At 50.6% G+C, this 17,057-nt stretch carries 16 protein-coding genes; 12 read left to right on the top strand and 4 right to left on the bottom strand.

From position 1 onward, the window contains the following. Positions 1–5 precede the first annotated feature (5 nt). From F4Y39_17940 to F4Y39_17955, 4 genes are all read right to left on the bottom strand, one after another. Positions 6–809: an ABC transporter permease gene (locus F4Y39_17940; protein MYC15609.1), complete on the bottom strand. Its 804-nt coding sequence runs from the start codon at positions 807–809 to the stop codon at positions 6–8. After that, positions 806–1,780, bottom strand: coding sequence for an ATP-binding cassette domain-containing protein (locus tag F4Y39_17945; protein MYC15610.1), 975 nt, complete (start codon positions 1,778–1,780; stop codon positions 806–808). Before F4Y39_17945 ends, F4Y39_17940 begins: the two co-directional genes overlap by 4 nt. Positions 1,781–1,894: 114 nt before the next feature. Then, complete coding sequence (locus F4Y39_17950) at positions 1,895–3,181, bottom strand: hypothetical protein (GenBank protein ID MYC15611.1); 1,287 nt, start codon at positions 3,179–3,181, stop codon at positions 1,895–1,897. Positions 3,182–3,205: 24 nt separating this feature from the next. After that, positions 3,206–3,439, bottom strand: coding sequence for a DUF4926 domain-containing protein (locus F4Y39_17955; protein MYC15612.1), 234 nt, complete (start codon positions 3,437–3,439; stop codon positions 3,206–3,208). A 276-nt stretch (positions 3,440–3,715) separates the two neighbouring features. Between F4Y39_17955 and F4Y39_17960 the strand changes: the two genes are divergently transcribed. From F4Y39_17960 to F4Y39_18015, 12 genes are all read left to right on the top strand, one after another. Beyond that, positions 3,716–5,368, top strand: a complete 1,653-nt coding sequence (locus F4Y39_17960; protein ID MYC15613.1) for an ABC transporter ATP-binding protein — start codon at positions 3,716–3,718, stop codon at positions 5,366–5,368. Further along, positions 5,365–7,113, top strand: coding sequence for an ABC transporter ATP-binding protein (locus F4Y39_17965; GenBank protein MYC15614.1), 1,749 nt, complete (start codon positions 5,365–5,367; stop codon positions 7,111–7,113). The genes F4Y39_17960 and F4Y39_17965 overlap by 4 nt, the downstream gene beginning before the upstream one ends. Beyond that, a complete protein-coding gene (locus tag F4Y39_17970) occupies positions 7,098–7,574 on the top strand; it encodes a VOC family protein (protein MYC15615.1) in 477 nt (158 codons plus the stop codon). The genes F4Y39_17965 and F4Y39_17970 overlap by 16 nt, the downstream gene beginning before the upstream one ends. A 19-nt stretch (positions 7,575–7,593) precedes the next feature. After that, positions 7,594–8,361 (top strand): glucose 1-dehydrogenase, encoded by a 768-nt coding sequence (locus F4Y39_17975; GenBank protein MYC15616.1) that lies wholly within the window; start codon positions 7,594–7,596, stop codon positions 8,359–8,361. A 58-nt stretch (positions 8,362–8,419) separates the two neighbouring features. Continuing rightward, a complete protein-coding gene (locus F4Y39_17980) occupies positions 8,420–9,715 on the top strand; it encodes an amidohydrolase family protein (protein ID MYC15617.1) in 1,296 nt (431 codons plus the stop codon). Positions 9,716–9,748: 33 nt separating this feature from the next. Further along, positions 9,749–10,627 (top strand): N(4)-(beta-N-acetylglucosaminyl)-L-asparaginase, encoded by an 879-nt coding sequence (locus F4Y39_17985; GenBank protein ID MYC15618.1) that lies wholly within the window; start codon positions 9,749–9,751, stop codon positions 10,625–10,627. Further along, positions 10,624–11,577, top strand: coding sequence for a DUF3047 domain-containing protein (locus F4Y39_17990; GenBank protein MYC15619.1), 954 nt, complete (start codon positions 10,624–10,626; stop codon positions 11,575–11,577). Before F4Y39_17985 ends, F4Y39_17990 begins: the two co-directional genes overlap by 4 nt. Then, on the top strand, positions 11,574–12,836 hold the full coding sequence (locus F4Y39_17995) for a hypothetical protein (protein ID MYC15620.1): 1,263 nt from the start codon (positions 11,574–11,576) through the stop codon (positions 12,834–12,836). The genes F4Y39_17990 and F4Y39_17995 overlap by 4 nt, the downstream gene beginning before the upstream one ends. Positions 12,837–12,996: 160 nt before the next feature. After that, positions 12,997–13,305: a translation initiation factor IF-1 gene (gene infA / locus F4Y39_18000; GenBank protein ID MYC15621.1), complete on the top strand. Its 309-nt coding sequence runs from the start codon at positions 12,997–12,999 to the stop codon at positions 13,303–13,305. Between the two features lie 229 nt (positions 13,306–13,534). Continuing rightward, complete coding sequence (locus tag F4Y39_18005) at positions 13,535–14,944, top strand: divalent metal cation transporter (protein ID MYC15622.1); 1,410 nt, start codon at positions 13,535–13,537, stop codon at positions 14,942–14,944. Beyond that, the gene (locus tag F4Y39_18010; protein ID MYC15623.1) at positions 14,944–16,059 is read left to right on the top strand and encodes an aminotransferase class V-fold PLP-dependent enzyme; all 1,116 of its coding nucleotides are present in this window, start codon (positions 14,944–14,946) and stop codon (positions 16,057–16,059) included. Before F4Y39_18005 ends, F4Y39_18010 begins: the two co-directional genes overlap by 1 nt. 2 nt (positions 16,060–16,061) lie before the next feature. After that, positions 16,062–17,057, top strand: a 996-nt coding sequence (locus F4Y39_18015) for a hypothetical protein (GenBank protein MYC15624.1), incomplete at its 3' end; no start/stop codon positions are given.

The raw sequence follows: 17,057 nt of genomic DNA on the forward strand, positions 1-17,057 counted from the left end.
AGTGCCTATGATCCAACTGCCGAGTATTTTTTGACGCCTGACCGCCAGGTGAGCTGAATTAAGAGAAAACCCGCGAGCAGCCAAACGGCTTGCATGGTGAATCCGTTCCAAATTTGTTCTTGCGAAAGACGACCGAGCATGAGTTCGACGGGAAATGCAATAGCCCAGCGAAAGGGGAGCGCGTCGGCGAGGGTCTGGATCGCACCCGGTAGCAGGTCGATGGGTGCGATGCGTCCAGAGAGAAATAGGCCGAGTGTGAAGTACATCTGATTAATAGCTTCGTTGCGCGTGGTCCAAAAGGCGACGAGGGCGAGGGTCCACTCGATGAAGAATCGCATGAAGAACGCTATGCCCAATGCGAGTAAAAAGACGGCGAATGTCTGGATGTGAAAGGCGAGATTGGGATCAAAGAGAAGGAAGAGCAATATTGCCGTGGGAAAAATGATGACTGCGGTCATGACTTTGTACGCGATGTTCTCGGCAATGTCCGCGTGTATGGGGTGTATGGGTTTGAGCAAGAAGTTGGAGAGTTCGCCCTGGCGAATGCGAAAGTCGTATATGTGCATGATCCAGGAAAATGTGAATTGGTTGACGAGCATGAGGACGATGTAATAAGCGGCAAAGTCGGCAGGTGAATAGGATCCCACGCTGCCCCCGCGTGCGTGGGCGACTGTCGTCCATACGGTGAGGTAGATGATGGGTTCGAGAATGCGGCCGATCATCCATATCGCCATGGCGGCGCGGTATTGGAACTGTTCGAGTAATGAGGTCTTAAAAAAGGCCCAGTAGATGGCGGTATAATGTTTCAATTTGAAAACACCTGTTCGATGACTTCCTCTATGGGTGGATCTTCAACGGTGAGGTCGATGACGGGCAGATTGGCGAGCAATTTTCCGGTGACATCGGCGGTTTTTGCTTTTGGTACGCGCAGGGTTACGCTGTTGCCCTCGGCGGTGACGACTTCGCCGTAGGAAGAGAGGTCGGCGCGTTCGGTTTCGAGATCAACTACTATGGTTTTGTGAGGTGAAAAGCGTTCGATGAGCGCGCTCAAATCGCCGTCGAAGAGCAGTTCGCCGTGGTGAATGACAATGACGCGCTTGCACAGGGCTTCGACATCGGCCATGTAATGCGAGGTGAGCAATACGGTGGCACTGTGGCGGCGGTTGTATTCGCCCAGGAAGGCGCGGATGCGGCGCTGCATGGTGACGTCGAGGCCAATGGTGGGTTCGTCGAGGAAGAGAATCTTTGGGCGGTGGAGCAGGGCTGCGGCGATTTCGCATTTCATTCGTTCGCCCAATGAGAGATTGCGCACGGGTTTGGAAAGCAGATCGCTCAGGTCGAGTAAGGCGCTGAGTTCGTCGAGGGTTTTGTTGTATTCGCCGTGAGAAATGCGATAGATTGCGCGGTTGCGTTCAAAAGAATCGGCTACGGGGATGTCCCACATGAGCTGGTTGCGCTGGCCCATGACGAGGGTGATGCGGTTGAGGAAATTTTTGTGGCGCGCATAAGGCGTGTGTCCAATGACTGAGATTTCGCCGGCTGTGGGGTGGAGCAAGCCGGAGAGCATTTTGAGGGTGGTGGTTTTGCCGGCGCCATTGGGTCCCAAGAATCCGACGATTTCGCCTGGGGCAACGTCAAAGGAGATATTTTTTACAGCTTCGACGTCGCGTGTGGTGCGCGAGACAAGGCTTTTGATCGCTGCGCCCAATCCGGGTTCTCGCTGGGGCACTTCATAAGTTTTTCGGAGATTTTGAACGGCGATGTCGGGGGTGTTGGACATGGGCGAAAGATATGGGATTGGATAAATGTCTCACACAAAGACACAAAGACACGGGGATACGAGTGGCGAGGGTGTTATTTGTGAGGCGAAAGGTAATATGTGTTTGAGAAGATGTCAACTTTGGGGACTGGGAGATTGATGGAGATAAAATTGGGTGCCCCACTTGTCGAGGTGGTCTGTCCAGAGGAGGCAGCCTCCGCTGATGAGACAGCCGCCGTTTTCGATGTGATCGAGTACCGCGGCTCTCATGCTGCTGTCGCGCGGGGCTGTGGAGAGGTCGTGGACATAGGGACCGAAGATGCGATCGAGGCTGCTGTATTTGCTGCGCGAGTTGAGTGGGAAGAGATAACATTCGCGCTGGAAGCGAGCGATGTTGGAATTTTTGGAGAGTAAGTTCTGGTACGTGGGGTCGAGGAACCAGGATGTGCAACAGATCGCTTTGAAGGGACGGTCGGGGAAGTGTTTGGGGAAGAATTTGGCGACCTGACGGAGGGAGTCGCCGCAATTTTCAAATGCCATTGGTCCGTCTTCGGGGATGTGAATTTCGAGGATGGGATCGCCTTCAGTGAGGACGCAATTCCAGTGAGCGCGAGGGAGGCCGACCGGCTGGCGTTGTGCGTGGCCGTTGGGGTGTATGGGATTGCCGATGATATGGGTCGAGGTTTCGGTGCGTTCAGATGTCCAGGCTTGTGGGTCTTCCCGTTCGCCCGCGCCGTTGAAGTTGCCGTCGGTGCGAAATTCCAATCCGGATTCGCACAGGAGACACAGATGTGTAGAGGTGCGATGGCGGTACGCGCGCATTTTCTGGCGAAAGGGTCCGATTTTGTATTGCAGGCGTCCTACGCGATAGAGGTCGCCGTTGAGATGGCCGAGCAGCCAGGGCAAGATGCGCGTGCATAGCCCCCAGGTGCCGGGTTCGCCCGGGTGGAAGAAACGATCGTTTTTGAAAATGCCGATGTCGTGGTATTGTTGCGCCCAGACGTACGTGTCGCGGCAGGTGAGGCGGGTGATGTGTTCGGGTATGTCGCGCGATTGGTGGTAGGTGCGGAGTTGTGGTATGCCCGAGAGCGCGATGAGGAGATAAAAGGCACCGCCGTAATTGCCGAGTACGGGGGCGAGGAGGGGCCAGTCGCGGGTTGCCGAGTTCTGGGTGCTTTTGTCGATGAAGAGCAGGCGATGGGCATGCCAGGCCATGTGCGCGAGGTCGGGATCGGCGGCGATTTGTTTGGCGGCGCGGATTGCGAAGTTTATGGCGTTGGGCGGAAGATTTGCCCAGTCGCCGTTTTCGCGGATGGCTTCGGGCTGAAGAAAGGGGAGGTTGCCGGGGAATGTTGCGGCGGATTTTTCCCAATGGATGTCGAGGCCAGTATTTCTTAGAAGGGAGATGAGTTTGGGAGGCATTCGGGGTAGAATCATCAAGAGAGTTTAAGTATTCAGCAACCGTGCGTGAGCGACTTCTCGGCTACCAGTTGGACGTATCTCATCAGCCATCAATGTTGTGACGCCAATGGTTTTTCCATCCAATGTGAGAAATTCTACCTCATAACCTCGACCTGCTTGATGTACAAGTACAACAGTTCCTATATCGCCCAGGCAAAGGCCAAATTCTTTCAAATTACGCATTAAAATAATCTGATCGTTTTCTTGTATGGTTTTCATAGCTATCCTCAAATTACATTTACTGTAAAATATATCCTTCAAATCACTCAAAGACAAGCTTCAATGTTTGGATGACGGTGTTAGTGATTAAATTTCATTTGGAAATTAACATGCGACATCTTAATTTTCAAGAACTTTGGTCCATTCGGGCACCGATTTTTTTCTTTTTTTACTTTGGGAATCCTCTTGGAACGCGTCCCTCTCAGGCATTATGCCACCCTCCTGATACACTATCTTCGCCCCCATTGGAAGCGCGTTGTTTTTCTCGGCGTTTTCATGTTCACTGGCATTGGTCTCAATCTGCTCAATCCCCAAATCGTCCGATATTTTATTGATACAGCGCAGGCAGATGGTGCTGTCCAAAATCTGATATGGGCGGGTATTGCGTTTCTCGCTATTGGCATTATTCGCCAGGGTGTGCAAATTGTGAGTTCTTATTTGGGGCAGGACGTGGGCTGGCGCGCGACGAATCAGATGCGGAATACGCTCGCGCACCACTGCCTCAATCTCGATATGGGCTTTCACCACGCGCATACGCCGGGCGAGATGATCGAGCGCGTTGACGGCGATACGACGGCGCTTTCCAATTTTTTTTCGCAATTTGTCATTCATGTTATTGGAAGCTCATTTTTTCTTTTGGGCGTCCTCATTCTCGTCTTTCGCGAAGATTGGCGCGTGGGCGCAGCGCTGACGGCTTTTTCGATTCTCGCTTTTATTGTTTTTAATCTCACGCGCAATATTGCTGTGCCCATTTATACGGCTGAACGCGAAAGTTATGCGCGTCTTTACGGTTTTATCGAAGAGCGATTGCTCGGCCTTGAAGACATCCGCACAAATGGTGCAGGCGACTACACTGTGAATCGGTTTTACGGGGTCAATAACGGCGTTTTTGCCCGCGTGAAGAAATCCGAAATTATGAGCGAAGGATTGCGTGCGATTACCGGCATTATGTTCGCGCTCGGTTACGCGCTTGCAATGGGCATGGGTATCTGGCTTTATCGGGAGGGTACGTTTACAATTGGCGCGGTCTTTCTCATTTTTCACTACACGTCGATGTTGCGCGAACCGCTTTTTCAAATTAGCCAGCAAATCAACGATTTGCAACGTGCCACTGCCGGGCTTAAACGCATTGAAGAACTCCACCGCATCCAGACCAGCATTCGGGATGGGAATGAAAAATTATCTGCTGGTTATTCTTTGGGTATCGCGTTTGAGAATGTCCATTTTGCGTATAACCCCGGCGATCCGGTTTTGCAGAATATTTCCTTTTCTCTCGATCCGGGCAAAACCCTCGGCTTGTTGGGGCGCACGGGCAGTGGCAAGACCACGATTACCCGCTTGCTTTTTCGCTTTTACGATATTCAACGCGGACAAATTCGCATTGGAGACCAAAATATCCGGGATATTTTGCTCGACGATTTGCGGCAGCACGTTGGTCTCGTTACGCAGGATGTACAACTTTTCAATGCCAGTGTGCGCGATAATCTCACCCTTTTTAAGCCCGATGTTTCGGATAAGAAAATCGTCGCTATACTCGATGAACTCGGCCTTGGTGCATGGTATGCGTCCTTGTCCGGGGGGTTGGATACCGAACTCGTCTCGGGCAGTCTCTCGGCTGGCGAAGCCCAGTTGCTCGCCTTTGCCCGCGTTTTCCTCAAGGATCCCGGTCTGGTCATTCTGGACGAGCCTTCATCGCGGCTCGATCCCGCGACCGAGCAGAATATCAATTTTGCGGTGGAACGCCTGTTGCAAAATCGCACGGGTATTATTATCGCGCATCGCCTTGAGACTGTAGAGCGCGTGGATAATATCCTCATTCTCGACGACGGGCAGGTGCGAGAATTTGGCCTTCGCAAAGATCTCGTCGCAGATTCAAATTCGCAGTTTTCACGCTTGCTCAATACAGGTCTGGAGGAACTTATCGCATGACGATGGGGCAAACGACATGGCGGCTGCTCAAGTTCCGTCCCGGACTTTTTTTGACTACGATATTTTTTCGCGGTATTGACGACATCGCGCCCTTTCTCGCGGGCGTTATTATGAAGGGCTTTTTTGACGCGCTCACCGGTCAGGCCGAGGCGGGGTTCACTGCCTGGTCGCTTGTCGCGCTTTTTGTCGCTGTTGAGATTGGCGACCGCATCGCCCTTCTCGGTTCGGCTTTTGCATGGCCGCGCTGGTGGTATGCAATTGAAACGCTTTTGCGGAAAAATCTTATGACTGCTATTCTCGAAGTTCGAGATCCGGGAAAGATTTCCACCGCCTCTGGCGAGGTGACCAACCGATTTCGGGATGATGTGTTGGGCATTATTCAATACCTCAATCGGTATATCCACATGTGGGGCAATCTCGTATTTGCTGTGCTCGCCATTTTTTATATGTCGAGAATCGATCCCTATATCACTTTTATCACGATTATGCCGGCGATAGGTGTGGTTATTGTTGTGGATTTTGCCCGCAACTATATTCACAAATACCGCACCGCGCAGCGCGTTGCAACCGAGCGATCTACCAATTTTATCAACGAGATGTTTCAATCTATCCTCGCTGTCAAAGTTGCTACCACACAAGCCCATGTGATTGACCATTTTCGACGGCTCAATGATGCGCGCCGCATATCTACTCTTATCGACAATCTTTTCACTCAAATTCTGAGTTCGATCAATTTCAACCTGGGGCATATTGCCACGGGTGTTATCCTGATTCTCGTGGCTGAAAAAATGAAGTCGGGCGTGTTCACGGTTGGCGATATGGCTCTTTTTGCCACTTATGTCGGTCAGGTTGCCCGAAGTGGTTCTTTGCTCGGGACCATTCTCACCAATCACAAGCGCGCCGAAGTTTCTTATTTTCGGATGGCTTATACTATTGAAGATATTCCCCGCGAACGCATCTCTCAACACACGGATGTTTATCTCAATGTAGAACCCGATGAACTGGCGTTGCCGTCCCGTGCGGAATCGGACAGGCTCAACTCACTCACCATTCGCAATATGACTTATATTTATCCCAAATCCACAAATGGTGTTTACGATATTGACCTGGTCATTCCCGCTGGATCGTTTACGGTTATTACGGGGCAAATCGGATCGGGCAAGACCACGCTTATCCGCGCGCTTATGGGTGTTCTTCCGCTTGTGAATGGGGATATTTACTGGAATGGTGAGAAGGTTGCGGATCCCAAAATTTTTTTTACGCCTCCGCGCTGTGCTTATACGCCGCAGATTCCACACCTTTTTAGCGAGTCTCTGCGCGATAATATTCTTTTGGGGGTGCCCGATGATCGAGCACTCGAACACGCGCTTTACAATGGTGTTATGGAGACCGATATTTCCACCCTTGAAAACGGTCTGGATACGATTGTTGGGCCGCGCGGTGTCAAACTTTCAGGCGGTCAAATTCAGCGCACTGCTGCCGCGCGCATGTTTATTCGCGATCCCGAACTTCTGGTTTTTGACGATTTGTCTTCTGCGCTGGATGTGGAAACCGAGCGCGTTCTCTGGCGGCGCGTTTTTGAACACCGCAGGGCTACCTGTCTCGTGGTTTCTCATCGCCGCCCCGCGCTTCGCCGCGCAGATCAAATTGTCGTTCTGAAAAATGGTCGTGTCGAGGGCATGGGGACGCTGGACGAGTTGCTCGAGTCGAGTGAGGAGATGCGGCAGTTGTGGGATCAGCGGTGATGAGGTCAGGCAGGTTACACTTCAACAGGAGGAATACCATTATGGCTACTACACTTGTTCATATTGGCGTGCGCGCCACAGATATCGATGAGACTATCCGCTTCTGGCGAGATGGTCTGGGTTTGCGTCTCGTTCAGAATCGAGGTCAATCCTACGATCTTACCGATGGGTATCACAATTTCCGCCTCTTTCAGCATAATGGGCCTTCCCGCCCAGAGCATGTCAGCGGGATGCTGGATTATCTGCATATTGGCATTCGGGTTCCCGACCTGGAGGCTGCGGCTCGGCGTTTGACGGATATGGGTTACGAGATTTTTTCCGATGGTCTGGGCGGTAAAGAGCCCTTGGCTCCGGATAAGCTCGAGGAGGGTGCGTTCAAAGTAGAGGATCCCGATGGTATTACTGTGGATATTACTTCAAGCGACGATCAGTGGCCGGGTACGGGTCTACCTGCAGGGTGAGTTGAATAAGGAGTTCTCTATGAATATCAATTTGGATGGAAAGGTCGCACTTATTTCCGGCGCGTCGCGCGGTATTGGGCGCGGTATTGCCCTCCGGATGGGGCGTTCGGGCGCAAAGGTCGCGGTCAATTATCGCACGCATCCCGACGAGGCAGAGGAAGTTGCCGCTGAGATTCGCGATGTGGGGTCTGACGCGCTTGTCTATGGCGCAGATGTCTCTGACCGCGATGCGGTGGATGCGATGGTCGCCGCAACGGTTGAGCAATTTGGGCGTCTCGATATTGTGGTTTCCAATGCGTATTACAGCAAGCGCGAACCTTTTCTCGATCTGGAATTAGATGGCGCGCGTCGCACGCTTGATGTCACGTTTTGGGGGGCTTTCCACATGGCTCAGGCCGGCGCCCGCCAGATGGTCAAACAGGGCGAAGGGGGGGCGATTCTCTTTATCAGTTCTGTTTTGTCCAATATTCCCTTTTCGACCTCGTTGCCCTATAATGCTGCAAAGGCGGGGATCAATCAGATGTCGGCGACTATTGCCAATGAGTTGACCGATCACCGCATTCGCGCCAATGTGATTACGCCTGGTTACATTGATACGCCCGGCGAGCGTCAATATGCGACGGAAGAACAAATCCGAGAGGCTGCTACTGCGCTGCCCTGGAAGCGCCTGGGGACGCCGGAAGATATTGCCAATGCCGCCGCATTTCTCTGTTCTGATGCTGCCGACTATATTACAGGGACGGTGTTGAGTGTGGATGGGGGATATTGGTTGAAAGTTGCGAGATGATGAGAATTAAAAATTAAAAATTAAAAGCAGAGGCTCTTGATTGAGGAGGAATAATACCATGGCGACCAATTTATCTGAACATATCGAACAAACCGCGCTGTGCGATACGCACGAGCATCTTCGTCGGGAGCCTGATTGGATTGACGATGGTCCCGATGTATTACAGGACCTTTTTGGCAATTATGTGCCTGCGGATCTCATTACGGCTGGTGCATCGCAGGAAGCCCTGAGGCGTCTCACAGATGCGTCAGATCCAGACCTTGTCGGGCGTTTTGAAGGTGTTCGCGCAGCGTGGGAGGCCACGCAGTACACGGGTTATGGCGAGGCCGTACGGCGCATTGTCACCGATGTGTATGGTTTCGACGAACTCACACCCGATGTGCTCGCACCTGCACAGGAAAAACTGACTGAATTGCGTACTCCCGGTGGTCGCTACAATTTGCTGCGCGAAGTCGCCAATCTCGACCATATTCAAACCGATGATTCTTCCTGGCCCTGTGATCCCGACGAATCAGGACCAGACTTTTTTCTTTACGACCTCTCCTGGGCGGGGTTTTGCAGTGGGCAGATAGACCAGGAAGCTATTGCTAAAGATACTGGTATTGCTGTTGTTGATCTCGATTCTCTTCAGAAGGCGATGGAGGCGATATTTGAAAAGCACGCGCCTTGTGCCATTGCGGTTAAAGCCCAACATGCGTACAATCGCACCCTCAATTGGCAAGCGCGTGCCCGCGGCGATGTCGAACGCGCGCTTTACGCGACGCTTAGCTCGAATAATAATGTTTCCGAGTCTATGCGATTGTGCCTTGGCGACTGGTGCTGGGCACGCGGTGTGGAATTGACTATTGAACACAATTTGCCCTTCAAAATCCATACGGGCTATTACGCTGGCAACAATCGCATGCCCGTTGACCGCATCAAAGCTGGCAATCTCTGCGCGCTTTTGGCCAGGTATCTCGACGCTCGCTTTGTGCTTATGCACATTGCCTATCCCTATAGTGATGAACTCATCGCGCTGACCAAGCACTACAAAAATGTCTGGGCAGACCTGTGCTGGGCATGGTCTATTAATCCCTACGCTTCAAGCGATTTTGTCCGCCGATTTATCCACGGCGCTCCCATCAATAAGCTCTTTGTTTTTGGCGGTGATACGCGCTGGCCCACCAGTGCCGCTGCCTACGCATTTCAAACCCGTTTCTGGCTTGACAAAACCCTCGAAGCCGAAGTGGAAGAAGGTTATCTGACCGAATCGCAGGCGATGCATATTGCTTCGCGTGTGATGTACGACAATCAGTACGAGTGTTTTGATCTCGAGGGCACGCGAAATGCGATTTACCGGGCGATGGGAGAATAGGAAAGGTTTAAAATTTCAGATGGAAAGAAGGCGATGTCCCACATTGTTGTATCCACATGGCGGTTTGGTCTCGCTTCTAATCAGCCCGCCTGGAAAATTTTGAAAAGTGGTGGCTCTGCGCTCGATGCTGTTGTGCGGGGTGCTGAGGTGGCGGAACGCGATCCTGCGGTCAAGAGCGTTGGTTTCGGCGGATATCCCAATGCCGAGGGCGAGGTCGAAGTCGATGCCGCGGTTATGGACGGACTTACTCTTGGTTATGGTGCGGTGGCAGGGCTTAGAAATATTGCCACGCCCACCGCTGTGGCGCGGTGCGTGATGGAGAAAACAGATCACGTTTTTCTCGTGGGCAATGGCGCGCTGAAGTTTGCGCGCGCACAGGGCTTTGAAGCGTGCAATATGCTCACAGAGCACGGGCGAGAAGCCTGGGAGAAGTGGAAAAGGGAGCAAACAGGACCTCCCGCAGATGTCCACGATACGATTGGCTTAATCGCTCTTGACCAACACGGGAATCTCGCGGCGGCCTGTACCACAAGTGGCGCGGCTTTTAAGTTGCCCGGTCGCGTTGGCGATTCGCCGCTTATTGGCTCGGGTCTTTATGCAGATAATGATACAGGAGCTGCTGCGGCCACCGGTCGCGGTGAGGAAATTGCTCGGACCTGCGGGTCGTTTGCTGTTGTTGAACACATGCGGCAGGGCAAAACGCCTCAGGAAGCCTGCGAAGCTGTTGTACAACATCTCATTGCGCGCGTTCCCTCTGCGCGTCCCTATCAGATGGCCTATATCGCCATTGACAAATATGGCAATTGGGGTGCAGCCGCAGCCCGTTCTGGATTTCTATCGGCTGTCACCAGCAATGCGGAAAATCAACTTTACAAGAGTCGATATATTATTGGTAACGGCGGGGTTGGATGATGGGATTGCGTTCCCATACTGACTTTATCAGCATGTATTTGATAAACATGGCTCTCAGGCTGTGCCTGCTCGTGGTATTTGTTATTGATCTTAGATACAGCATATGCTTTGCTGTCGGTCCTGATTCTACGGGTGTCCAACCGGTTGTCTCTGGATTTGTTGATTCTACGGCTGTTGATCCTGCAATGGCCGATCCGCTCAGGCCAGGTCACGATCCCTCGACAATACTTGAGATAACAGATCCTTCGCAGCCTCCTGCTCACTGGGTCACGCCTGCGGGTGATTCCACCAGTGTTCTCGATACCTTTGATTATCCTCAATTTTTGAATTCTTATCCCGACAAGATATGGCAGGGAATATCGGGCTGGCGATATAGCAAAACAAAAAAAGAAGATGTTTACTATCGGATTTTAAGAGAAGTTGATAATCATTATCTGAGCGCGAAAACAAAAGGCGGTGCCGTAAATTTTGGGAGAGAAGCAAAGGTCACATATCGAGGCAGAGAAATCAAAGCAAGTTTGCGTTTGTTCCAAAAATTGCGTTGGCGCTGGCGAGTACACGATTTGCCCGAGGGATCCGATGAAACCGACGACGACAAAAATGACAGTGCTGCTGCAGTGCGTCTGGTCTTTGGCCGTACCAAAACGCTCAAATACATCTGGAGCGAGACACTGCCCAAGGGGACGGTCATTAAGAAGGGGAGGCTTGGAGTCCAATATATTATTGTCTTGCGTAACGGTGCAAAAGATGCAAAAAAATGGGTTTGGGAAGAAGTGAATGCATACCAAGACTATCGGCGGCTGTTCGGTGGTGATCCCCGTCCGGTTGATTATTTGGGGTTGCTTACCGATTCAAATAATACGGAGACAGTCGTCGCAGCGGATTACGATGATATTACCTTTATTATTCCAAGGCCCACAGTTGAAAAGAACCCGGGGAATACAGAATGAAGAACGGATATCAGGCTCGTTCATTTTGGGGACAACCTGCTGGCCTGACAAATAGCACAACGCGGAGGCTGACCATGGATGCACAATATCTATTAAAGGCACTTGTCTGCTGTATGCTTGTAGCACTTACAACATCGGCAAAGGCGCAAAATGTTTCGGTCACCGACTACAAAGTGCCGGTGAGTCGGGTGGATAATCTACGCATTGATGTGTTGAGTTTTAATTTGACGACCGAGGGCAAAGAAGTTATACACGAACAGGGCGAAATCGGCCTTGTGTACAAGAAGTTTTACAGTTCTCTGCCTTTTGCATATTTTATCGACGCGCTCAGTTCGGCCTCATATTTTCGACAATTTTCATTTGAAGGTTCTGAGCGTACGGGTACTTATGACATGAATCTCGATATACAGATTCAAAAGTATTTTCGAGAAACCCATAAGTTTTTCTATTTTGTCAGTCCCGATGCTTTGATGCGTAAGGGCTTTGATCGCCCGCAGAGTGATGTCATTTTAGGTCTTGGTTATGGTCGATTTATCAATGCCACTGCCCTGCGCAAAGCCGTGCGTATTGAAGACTTTTTGTTTGAAGAAGGCGTTATTAGCGATTTCCTACCAAGAGATACGATGATCGCGCTTGGGCAAATTATTGAAAAAGAAGATGAGTACCGCAATATCTACGGCGATCGTACCTATCTGCACTACTGGTACGAAGATATGAGCAGTGAAATTGATAAAACCGGTCTTGTGACCGGGGGCGGCAATATTGGCCCTGTTGGTCTCTTTCGCATGCGCGAGGTACTTACACAGGAGCAGATCAGCGACCGGTTTTTTGGTTGGGATGTCAATGCGGGGGTTCAGTATGAAGTGCAGACCAGGTCTAAAGACATAGAACGTCCTCCCCCAGCTTTAGCCATTAACGTGCGGTATTCCCGACCTATCAGTTGGCAGATACAGGTCAATACGGATTTCAAATTGGATACGCCATTCAAGAGAGACTATTTTAGGCGAGAGTATAATATCCGGCAGAATGTCGATTTTATTTACGAAATTACCAACAGAATTGCCTTTGTGAGCTCCAATACACTCCACATCAACAAAAAACGCGATCAAGATGCGAGGTTTAGACATATTTCAAATATCAGTTTCACATTTTTTATCGAAAACAGAATTAGCTTGACGGCTATTGAGCAAATTTCGAAAGAAGAAGGTTCGCCATTCAGACAGAGTCTTCTTCTTGCCCTGAGCTATCGCCTTTTTTGAGTTGTGCGATCGTGTGCAAAATTTGGAAATTAGCCGCGTGTCAAAAATACTTGTGAACATAAATTTTCTCTCATATCTTAGTTGAAAGGCTTTATTTTTAGCTTGATGCATCCCAAATCGTGTAAGGTACGAGTTTATCCATCCCATAGTTGGAGGTTATATGGCAAAAGAAGAAAAAGTTGTACTGGAAGGAACGATTGTCGATATTTTGCCCGATGGGCAATACAAGGTTGAAATTGAAGGAGGGCATCAGATTCTCGGTTATACGTCGGGCAAAATGCGCCGTTTTAATATTCGCATTGTTGTGGGCGATACCGTCACGATTGAGACCTCTCCTTATGACCTGAACCGGGGGCGCATTACATTCCGCGATTCCGGAACAGGTGGGCCACCCCCTCCGAGCACGCAAGGAGGCGGGAGCAGGCGTCCTGGTCGCGGTGGACGCAGCAGGTCGCGTCGCCGCCGTTAAATATCCAAAATCGATACGTAAATAACCACCCGCAAGTCGCACGCACAGAACGATTTCCGTAGTGCCAATGGCATGGGACTGCCTGAAAATGCGCTGTGCATACCGGGTGGCTTTTTGTTTTTGCGGGATGGGACGAATAGACGAATAGACGAATCCCACCCTGCCACCCAAAGTCAGTGCAAATCCCGATTCGCTGATTCGCTGATTCGTTGATTCGCAAGGAGGGTATATGCCGGAAGAATCCAAAACTGTGCAACCATCGGGAGAAGATGAAAATCCAGATCTCTACGCGCTGGATCCACGGGCGGTTCAGGAGCCCCCTCAAGGGCTTCGCAGTACGCTGAAGTTTCTCGGTCCAGGGCTGATTCTCGTGGGATCTGTGGTGGGTTCTGGTGAGATTATTCTGACGACGAATTTGGGTTCTATTGTTGGATTTTCAATGCTCTGGTTTGTGCTGGTGAGTTGCTGGAGCAAGAATATTGTTCAGGCAGAACTGGCGCGTTTTTCGGTTGCTTCTGGCGAACCTTTTTTGCACGCTTTTAACCGATTGCCCGGAAAGTTACCCGCGTTTAATGGGCGGAAAGTGTCGTGGTACATCTATTTCTGGTTGCTCTGGATTATTCCTGGGCAGTTGATCAGCGGTGGTATTTACGGGGGTGCTGGTCAGGCGATTCACATGGCTCTGCCTTCTCTCGGTTCGGAGTGGTGGACGGTTATTCTGGCTGGGACGGCGTCTGTGATTATTCTGACCGGGACGTATCGATTTCTCGAAAGGCTGATGACGGTTCTGGTGGTTATGTTTACGTTTATTACGATCGCCTGTGCTGTTTTGTTGCAGTTGACCGAATACGCGATTACCTGGGAAGAGGTGCGCGGTGGGCTGACGTTTGGTTTTCCGGCTTTTGCGCTGCTGGCCGCACTGGCGATGTATGGCGGTACCGGGGTGGGTTCGGGCGAACAGATGGCCTATACGTATTGGTGTGTGGAAAAGGGCTATGCGCGTTTTTCGGGACCGGCAGATCAGTCCCATGCCTGGGTTCAGCGCGCGAGGGGATGGATTCGGGTGATGCAAACCGATGTGCTTTTGACACTGGGCTTGCTGACTTGTGCGACGATTCCGTTTTATATGCTGGGCGCGGGGGTGTTGTATCGGCTCAATAAACAACCCGATGGTCTGGAGACGATTCCGGTGCTTTCCAATATGTACACGCAGACGCTTGGCGAATGGGCGTTCTGGCTGTTTATGGTGGGTGCTTTTTTTGTGCTTTATTCAACGGCGATATCCGGTCTGGGCGGTGGGGTGCGCATTTTTGCGGATGGGATGTCTGTGATGGGTTTGATCGAGCGCAATGATTACAAGACCCGGGTTCGCATTTTGCGCATTTGGGCGGTGGTGTCCCCTCTGGTGACTTCTCTGGCGTATTTCTTTTTTCAAAATCCGGTTTGGATGCTGACTATAGGGCATTTGTTTGGGGCGATTAAGTTTCCTCTGATTGCCGCAGGGACGCTGTATTTGCGCTATAGACATCTCGATCAGCGCCTGAAACCGTCTTTGAAGACGGATTTGCTGTTGTGGTTCTGTTTTTTGCTGATGATTGGTCTGGCTATTTATATTTTGTACACGCGCTATTTTGCCTGATGTGGAGGGCGACTATGACTGTTCCTACTTATCGTTCAATTGGTGTGCGGCCGTTGATTAACTGTCGCGGGACATATACGATTATCAGTGGTTCGCTGATGTTGCCCGAGGTGTGCGAGGCGATGATGGAGGCGGCAAAGGCGTATGTGCATTTGGATGAGTTGATGGATGCGGTGGGGGCGCGTATTGCCGAGTTGATGCAGTGCGAGTGGGGGCTGGTGACAAATGGATGCGCGGCGGCGCTGACGCAGGTGACGTCGGCGTGTGTGGCGGGTGATGATCCGGATAAGATCAAACAATTGCCCGATACGACGGGGATGAAGAATCGGGTGTTGTACCAGCCGGGGCATTTGCATATTTATACGCATGCGATTCGGGCGGCGGGGGTGGAGATGGTGGAGGTGGAAGATCACGATGCGCTTTCTTTAGCGGTTGATGATCGCACGGCGATGTTTGCGTTTTTTGGGGATCAAACGGATCATAGCGATATTCCGCTTGAGGATGTGGTGGCGATTTGCCATCGCAAAGGCGTGCCGGTATTTGTGGATGCCGCGGCAGAGCGGCCAGATGTGCCCAATGCGTATTTGCAAGCGGGTGCAGATGTTGTGGCTTATAGCGGGGGCAAGTGTTTGCGCGGTCCCCAGTCGTCGGGGTTGGTGCTGGGGCGCAAAGATATTTTGCAGGCGGCGTTTGCCAATGGCGCGCCGCATCATTCGCTGGGGCGGGCGATGAAGGCGGGTAAGGAGGAGGTGATGGGGTTGCTGGCGGCGGTGGAGAAGTGGGTGCAGCGGGATCACGATGCCGAGTGGGCAGAGTGGGAGCAATGGTTGCAGGTGATTGGCGATGCGGTTACAGATTTGCCGTCGGTGACGAGACGGGTGCGAGATCCCGGGCGGTCTAATGTGGCGCCGATTCTGGAGGTTCACTGGGATCAGACGGTTTTGCCGATTGCGCCAGAGGAGGTCCAGCAACAGTTGTCAGATGGCGATCCGCGGATTGAGATGTTCACCCACGATAATGGCGTGGAGGTGATGCCCTATATGATGGAGCAGGGAGAGGATGTGATCGTTGCGAGACGGTTGCGGGAGGTGTTGGAGGGGATAGGAGATATGTAGAAATGAATGAGACTGATCAACCAAAGCCTTTCTATGAACGTCGTGAGTTTCAAGGTACTCTTTCCAAAGCTGGCGAAAATATCGACGATCTACATTTCACCATTGAATATGCCGAGAATAAGCCAGATAAAATTAAGGCTACAATTGTAGGAAATCGTACTGATTCTGACAGAATTAGCGCACTTATGCGTCAACCGTCTCCATATGTTGAAATTAGATCAAAATCATACGAAGGATGTAGAGAGACCATACGATCCTCACGGGCAATAATTAAACAAGTGCAAAACAAGGTTTGGCCCAGCGAGTATGGTGATCGCATGGTTGATAAAATTTGTGATATTGAATTATTTGAATTAGAGATAGACATCTCTGTTGATAACAAAGATAGGGATGAAAGAGAAATATGTTTTTATTTGGCTGGACCTCGTTTGCTTTGGCCATTGCATTGGGGTCGGACAAGATCATATACGGGTGCTGCTAATATTGAGATTGATCCACTTCAAATCGATGTTCCGAATCCCATTCAGGCTAAAATTGAACTAAGACCCACCTATCTCTACGCACCTATTCGATTAGAAGATGGTAAGGAAGTAGAGGCAACTGATTATGTTCTAACAATTGAGATTAAAACAGATCTTTCGATAGAGGATTTATCAGATTCCGATTTTATCAATCATGCTATACAAATTGCGGATGACCTAACACTACTTGCTTCATTTGTCTCAAGAAAACATATAAAGTGGTTTCGATATGGTTGCTATAGCTCAAAACGCTTGCTGGATTTCGTCCGTTATATCTCTGAATCATTTGTTGATAGCATATACCATAGAGACTTATTAATACAGCCTCATGAAGCGAAAAATTTTATTCAATCTTCAATTATAAACTTACAAAATCTCCGAGAGAAACAATTTGATCTCTTCTTACCAATAATCAATGTATTAAATGGGCATGGGGCTCAATACCTTGAACAACAATTTATTTTGTACTTTATGGTG

This window comes from Gemmatimonadota bacterium, assembly GCA_009838845.1.
Lineage (GTDB): Bacteria > Latescibacterota > UBA2968 > UBA2968 > UBA2968 > VXRD01.

Coding starts and splice junctions, on each gene's coding strand:
- F4Y39_17945 (MYC15610.1), bottom strand. CDS start 1,780: ATGTCCAACACCCCCGACATCGCCGTTCAAAATCTCCGAAAAACTTAT.
- F4Y39_17950 (MYC15611.1), bottom strand. CDS start 3,181: ATGCCTCCCAAACTCATCTCCCTTCTAAGAAATACTGGCCTCGACATC.
- F4Y39_17955 (MYC15612.1), bottom strand. CDS start 3,439: ATGAAAACCATACAAGAAAACGATCAGATTATTTTAATGCGTAATTTG.
- F4Y39_17960 (MYC15613.1), top strand. CDS start 3,716: ATGTTCACTGGCATTGGTCTCAATCTGCTCAATCCCCAAATCGTCCGA.
- F4Y39_17965 (MYC15614.1), top strand. CDS start 5,365: ATGACGATGGGGCAAACGACATGGCGGCTGCTCAAGTTCCGTCCCGGA.
- F4Y39_17975 (MYC15616.1), top strand. CDS start 7,594: ATGAATATCAATTTGGATGGAAAGGTCGCACTTATTTCCGGCGCGTCG.
- F4Y39_17980 (MYC15617.1), top strand. CDS start 8,420: ATGGCGACCAATTTATCTGAACATATCGAACAAACCGCGCTGTGCGAT.
- F4Y39_17985 (MYC15618.1), top strand. CDS start 9,749: ATGTCCCACATTGTTGTATCCACATGGCGGTTTGGTCTCGCTTCTAAT.
- F4Y39_17990 (MYC15619.1), top strand. CDS start 10,624: ATGATGGGATTGCGTTCCCATACTGACTTTATCAGCATGTATTTGATA.
- F4Y39_17995 (MYC15620.1), top strand. CDS start 11,574: ATGAAGAACGGATATCAGGCTCGTTCATTTTGGGGACAACCTGCTGGC.
- infA (MYC15621.1), top strand. CDS start 12,997: ATGGCAAAAGAAGAAAAAGTTGTACTGGAAGGAACGATTGTCGATATT.
- F4Y39_18005 (MYC15622.1), top strand. CDS start 13,535: ATGCCGGAAGAATCCAAAACTGTGCAACCATCGGGAGAAGATGAAAAT.
- F4Y39_18010 (MYC15623.1), top strand. CDS start 14,944: ATGTGGAGGGCGACTATGACTGTTCCTACTTATCGTTCAATTGGTGTG.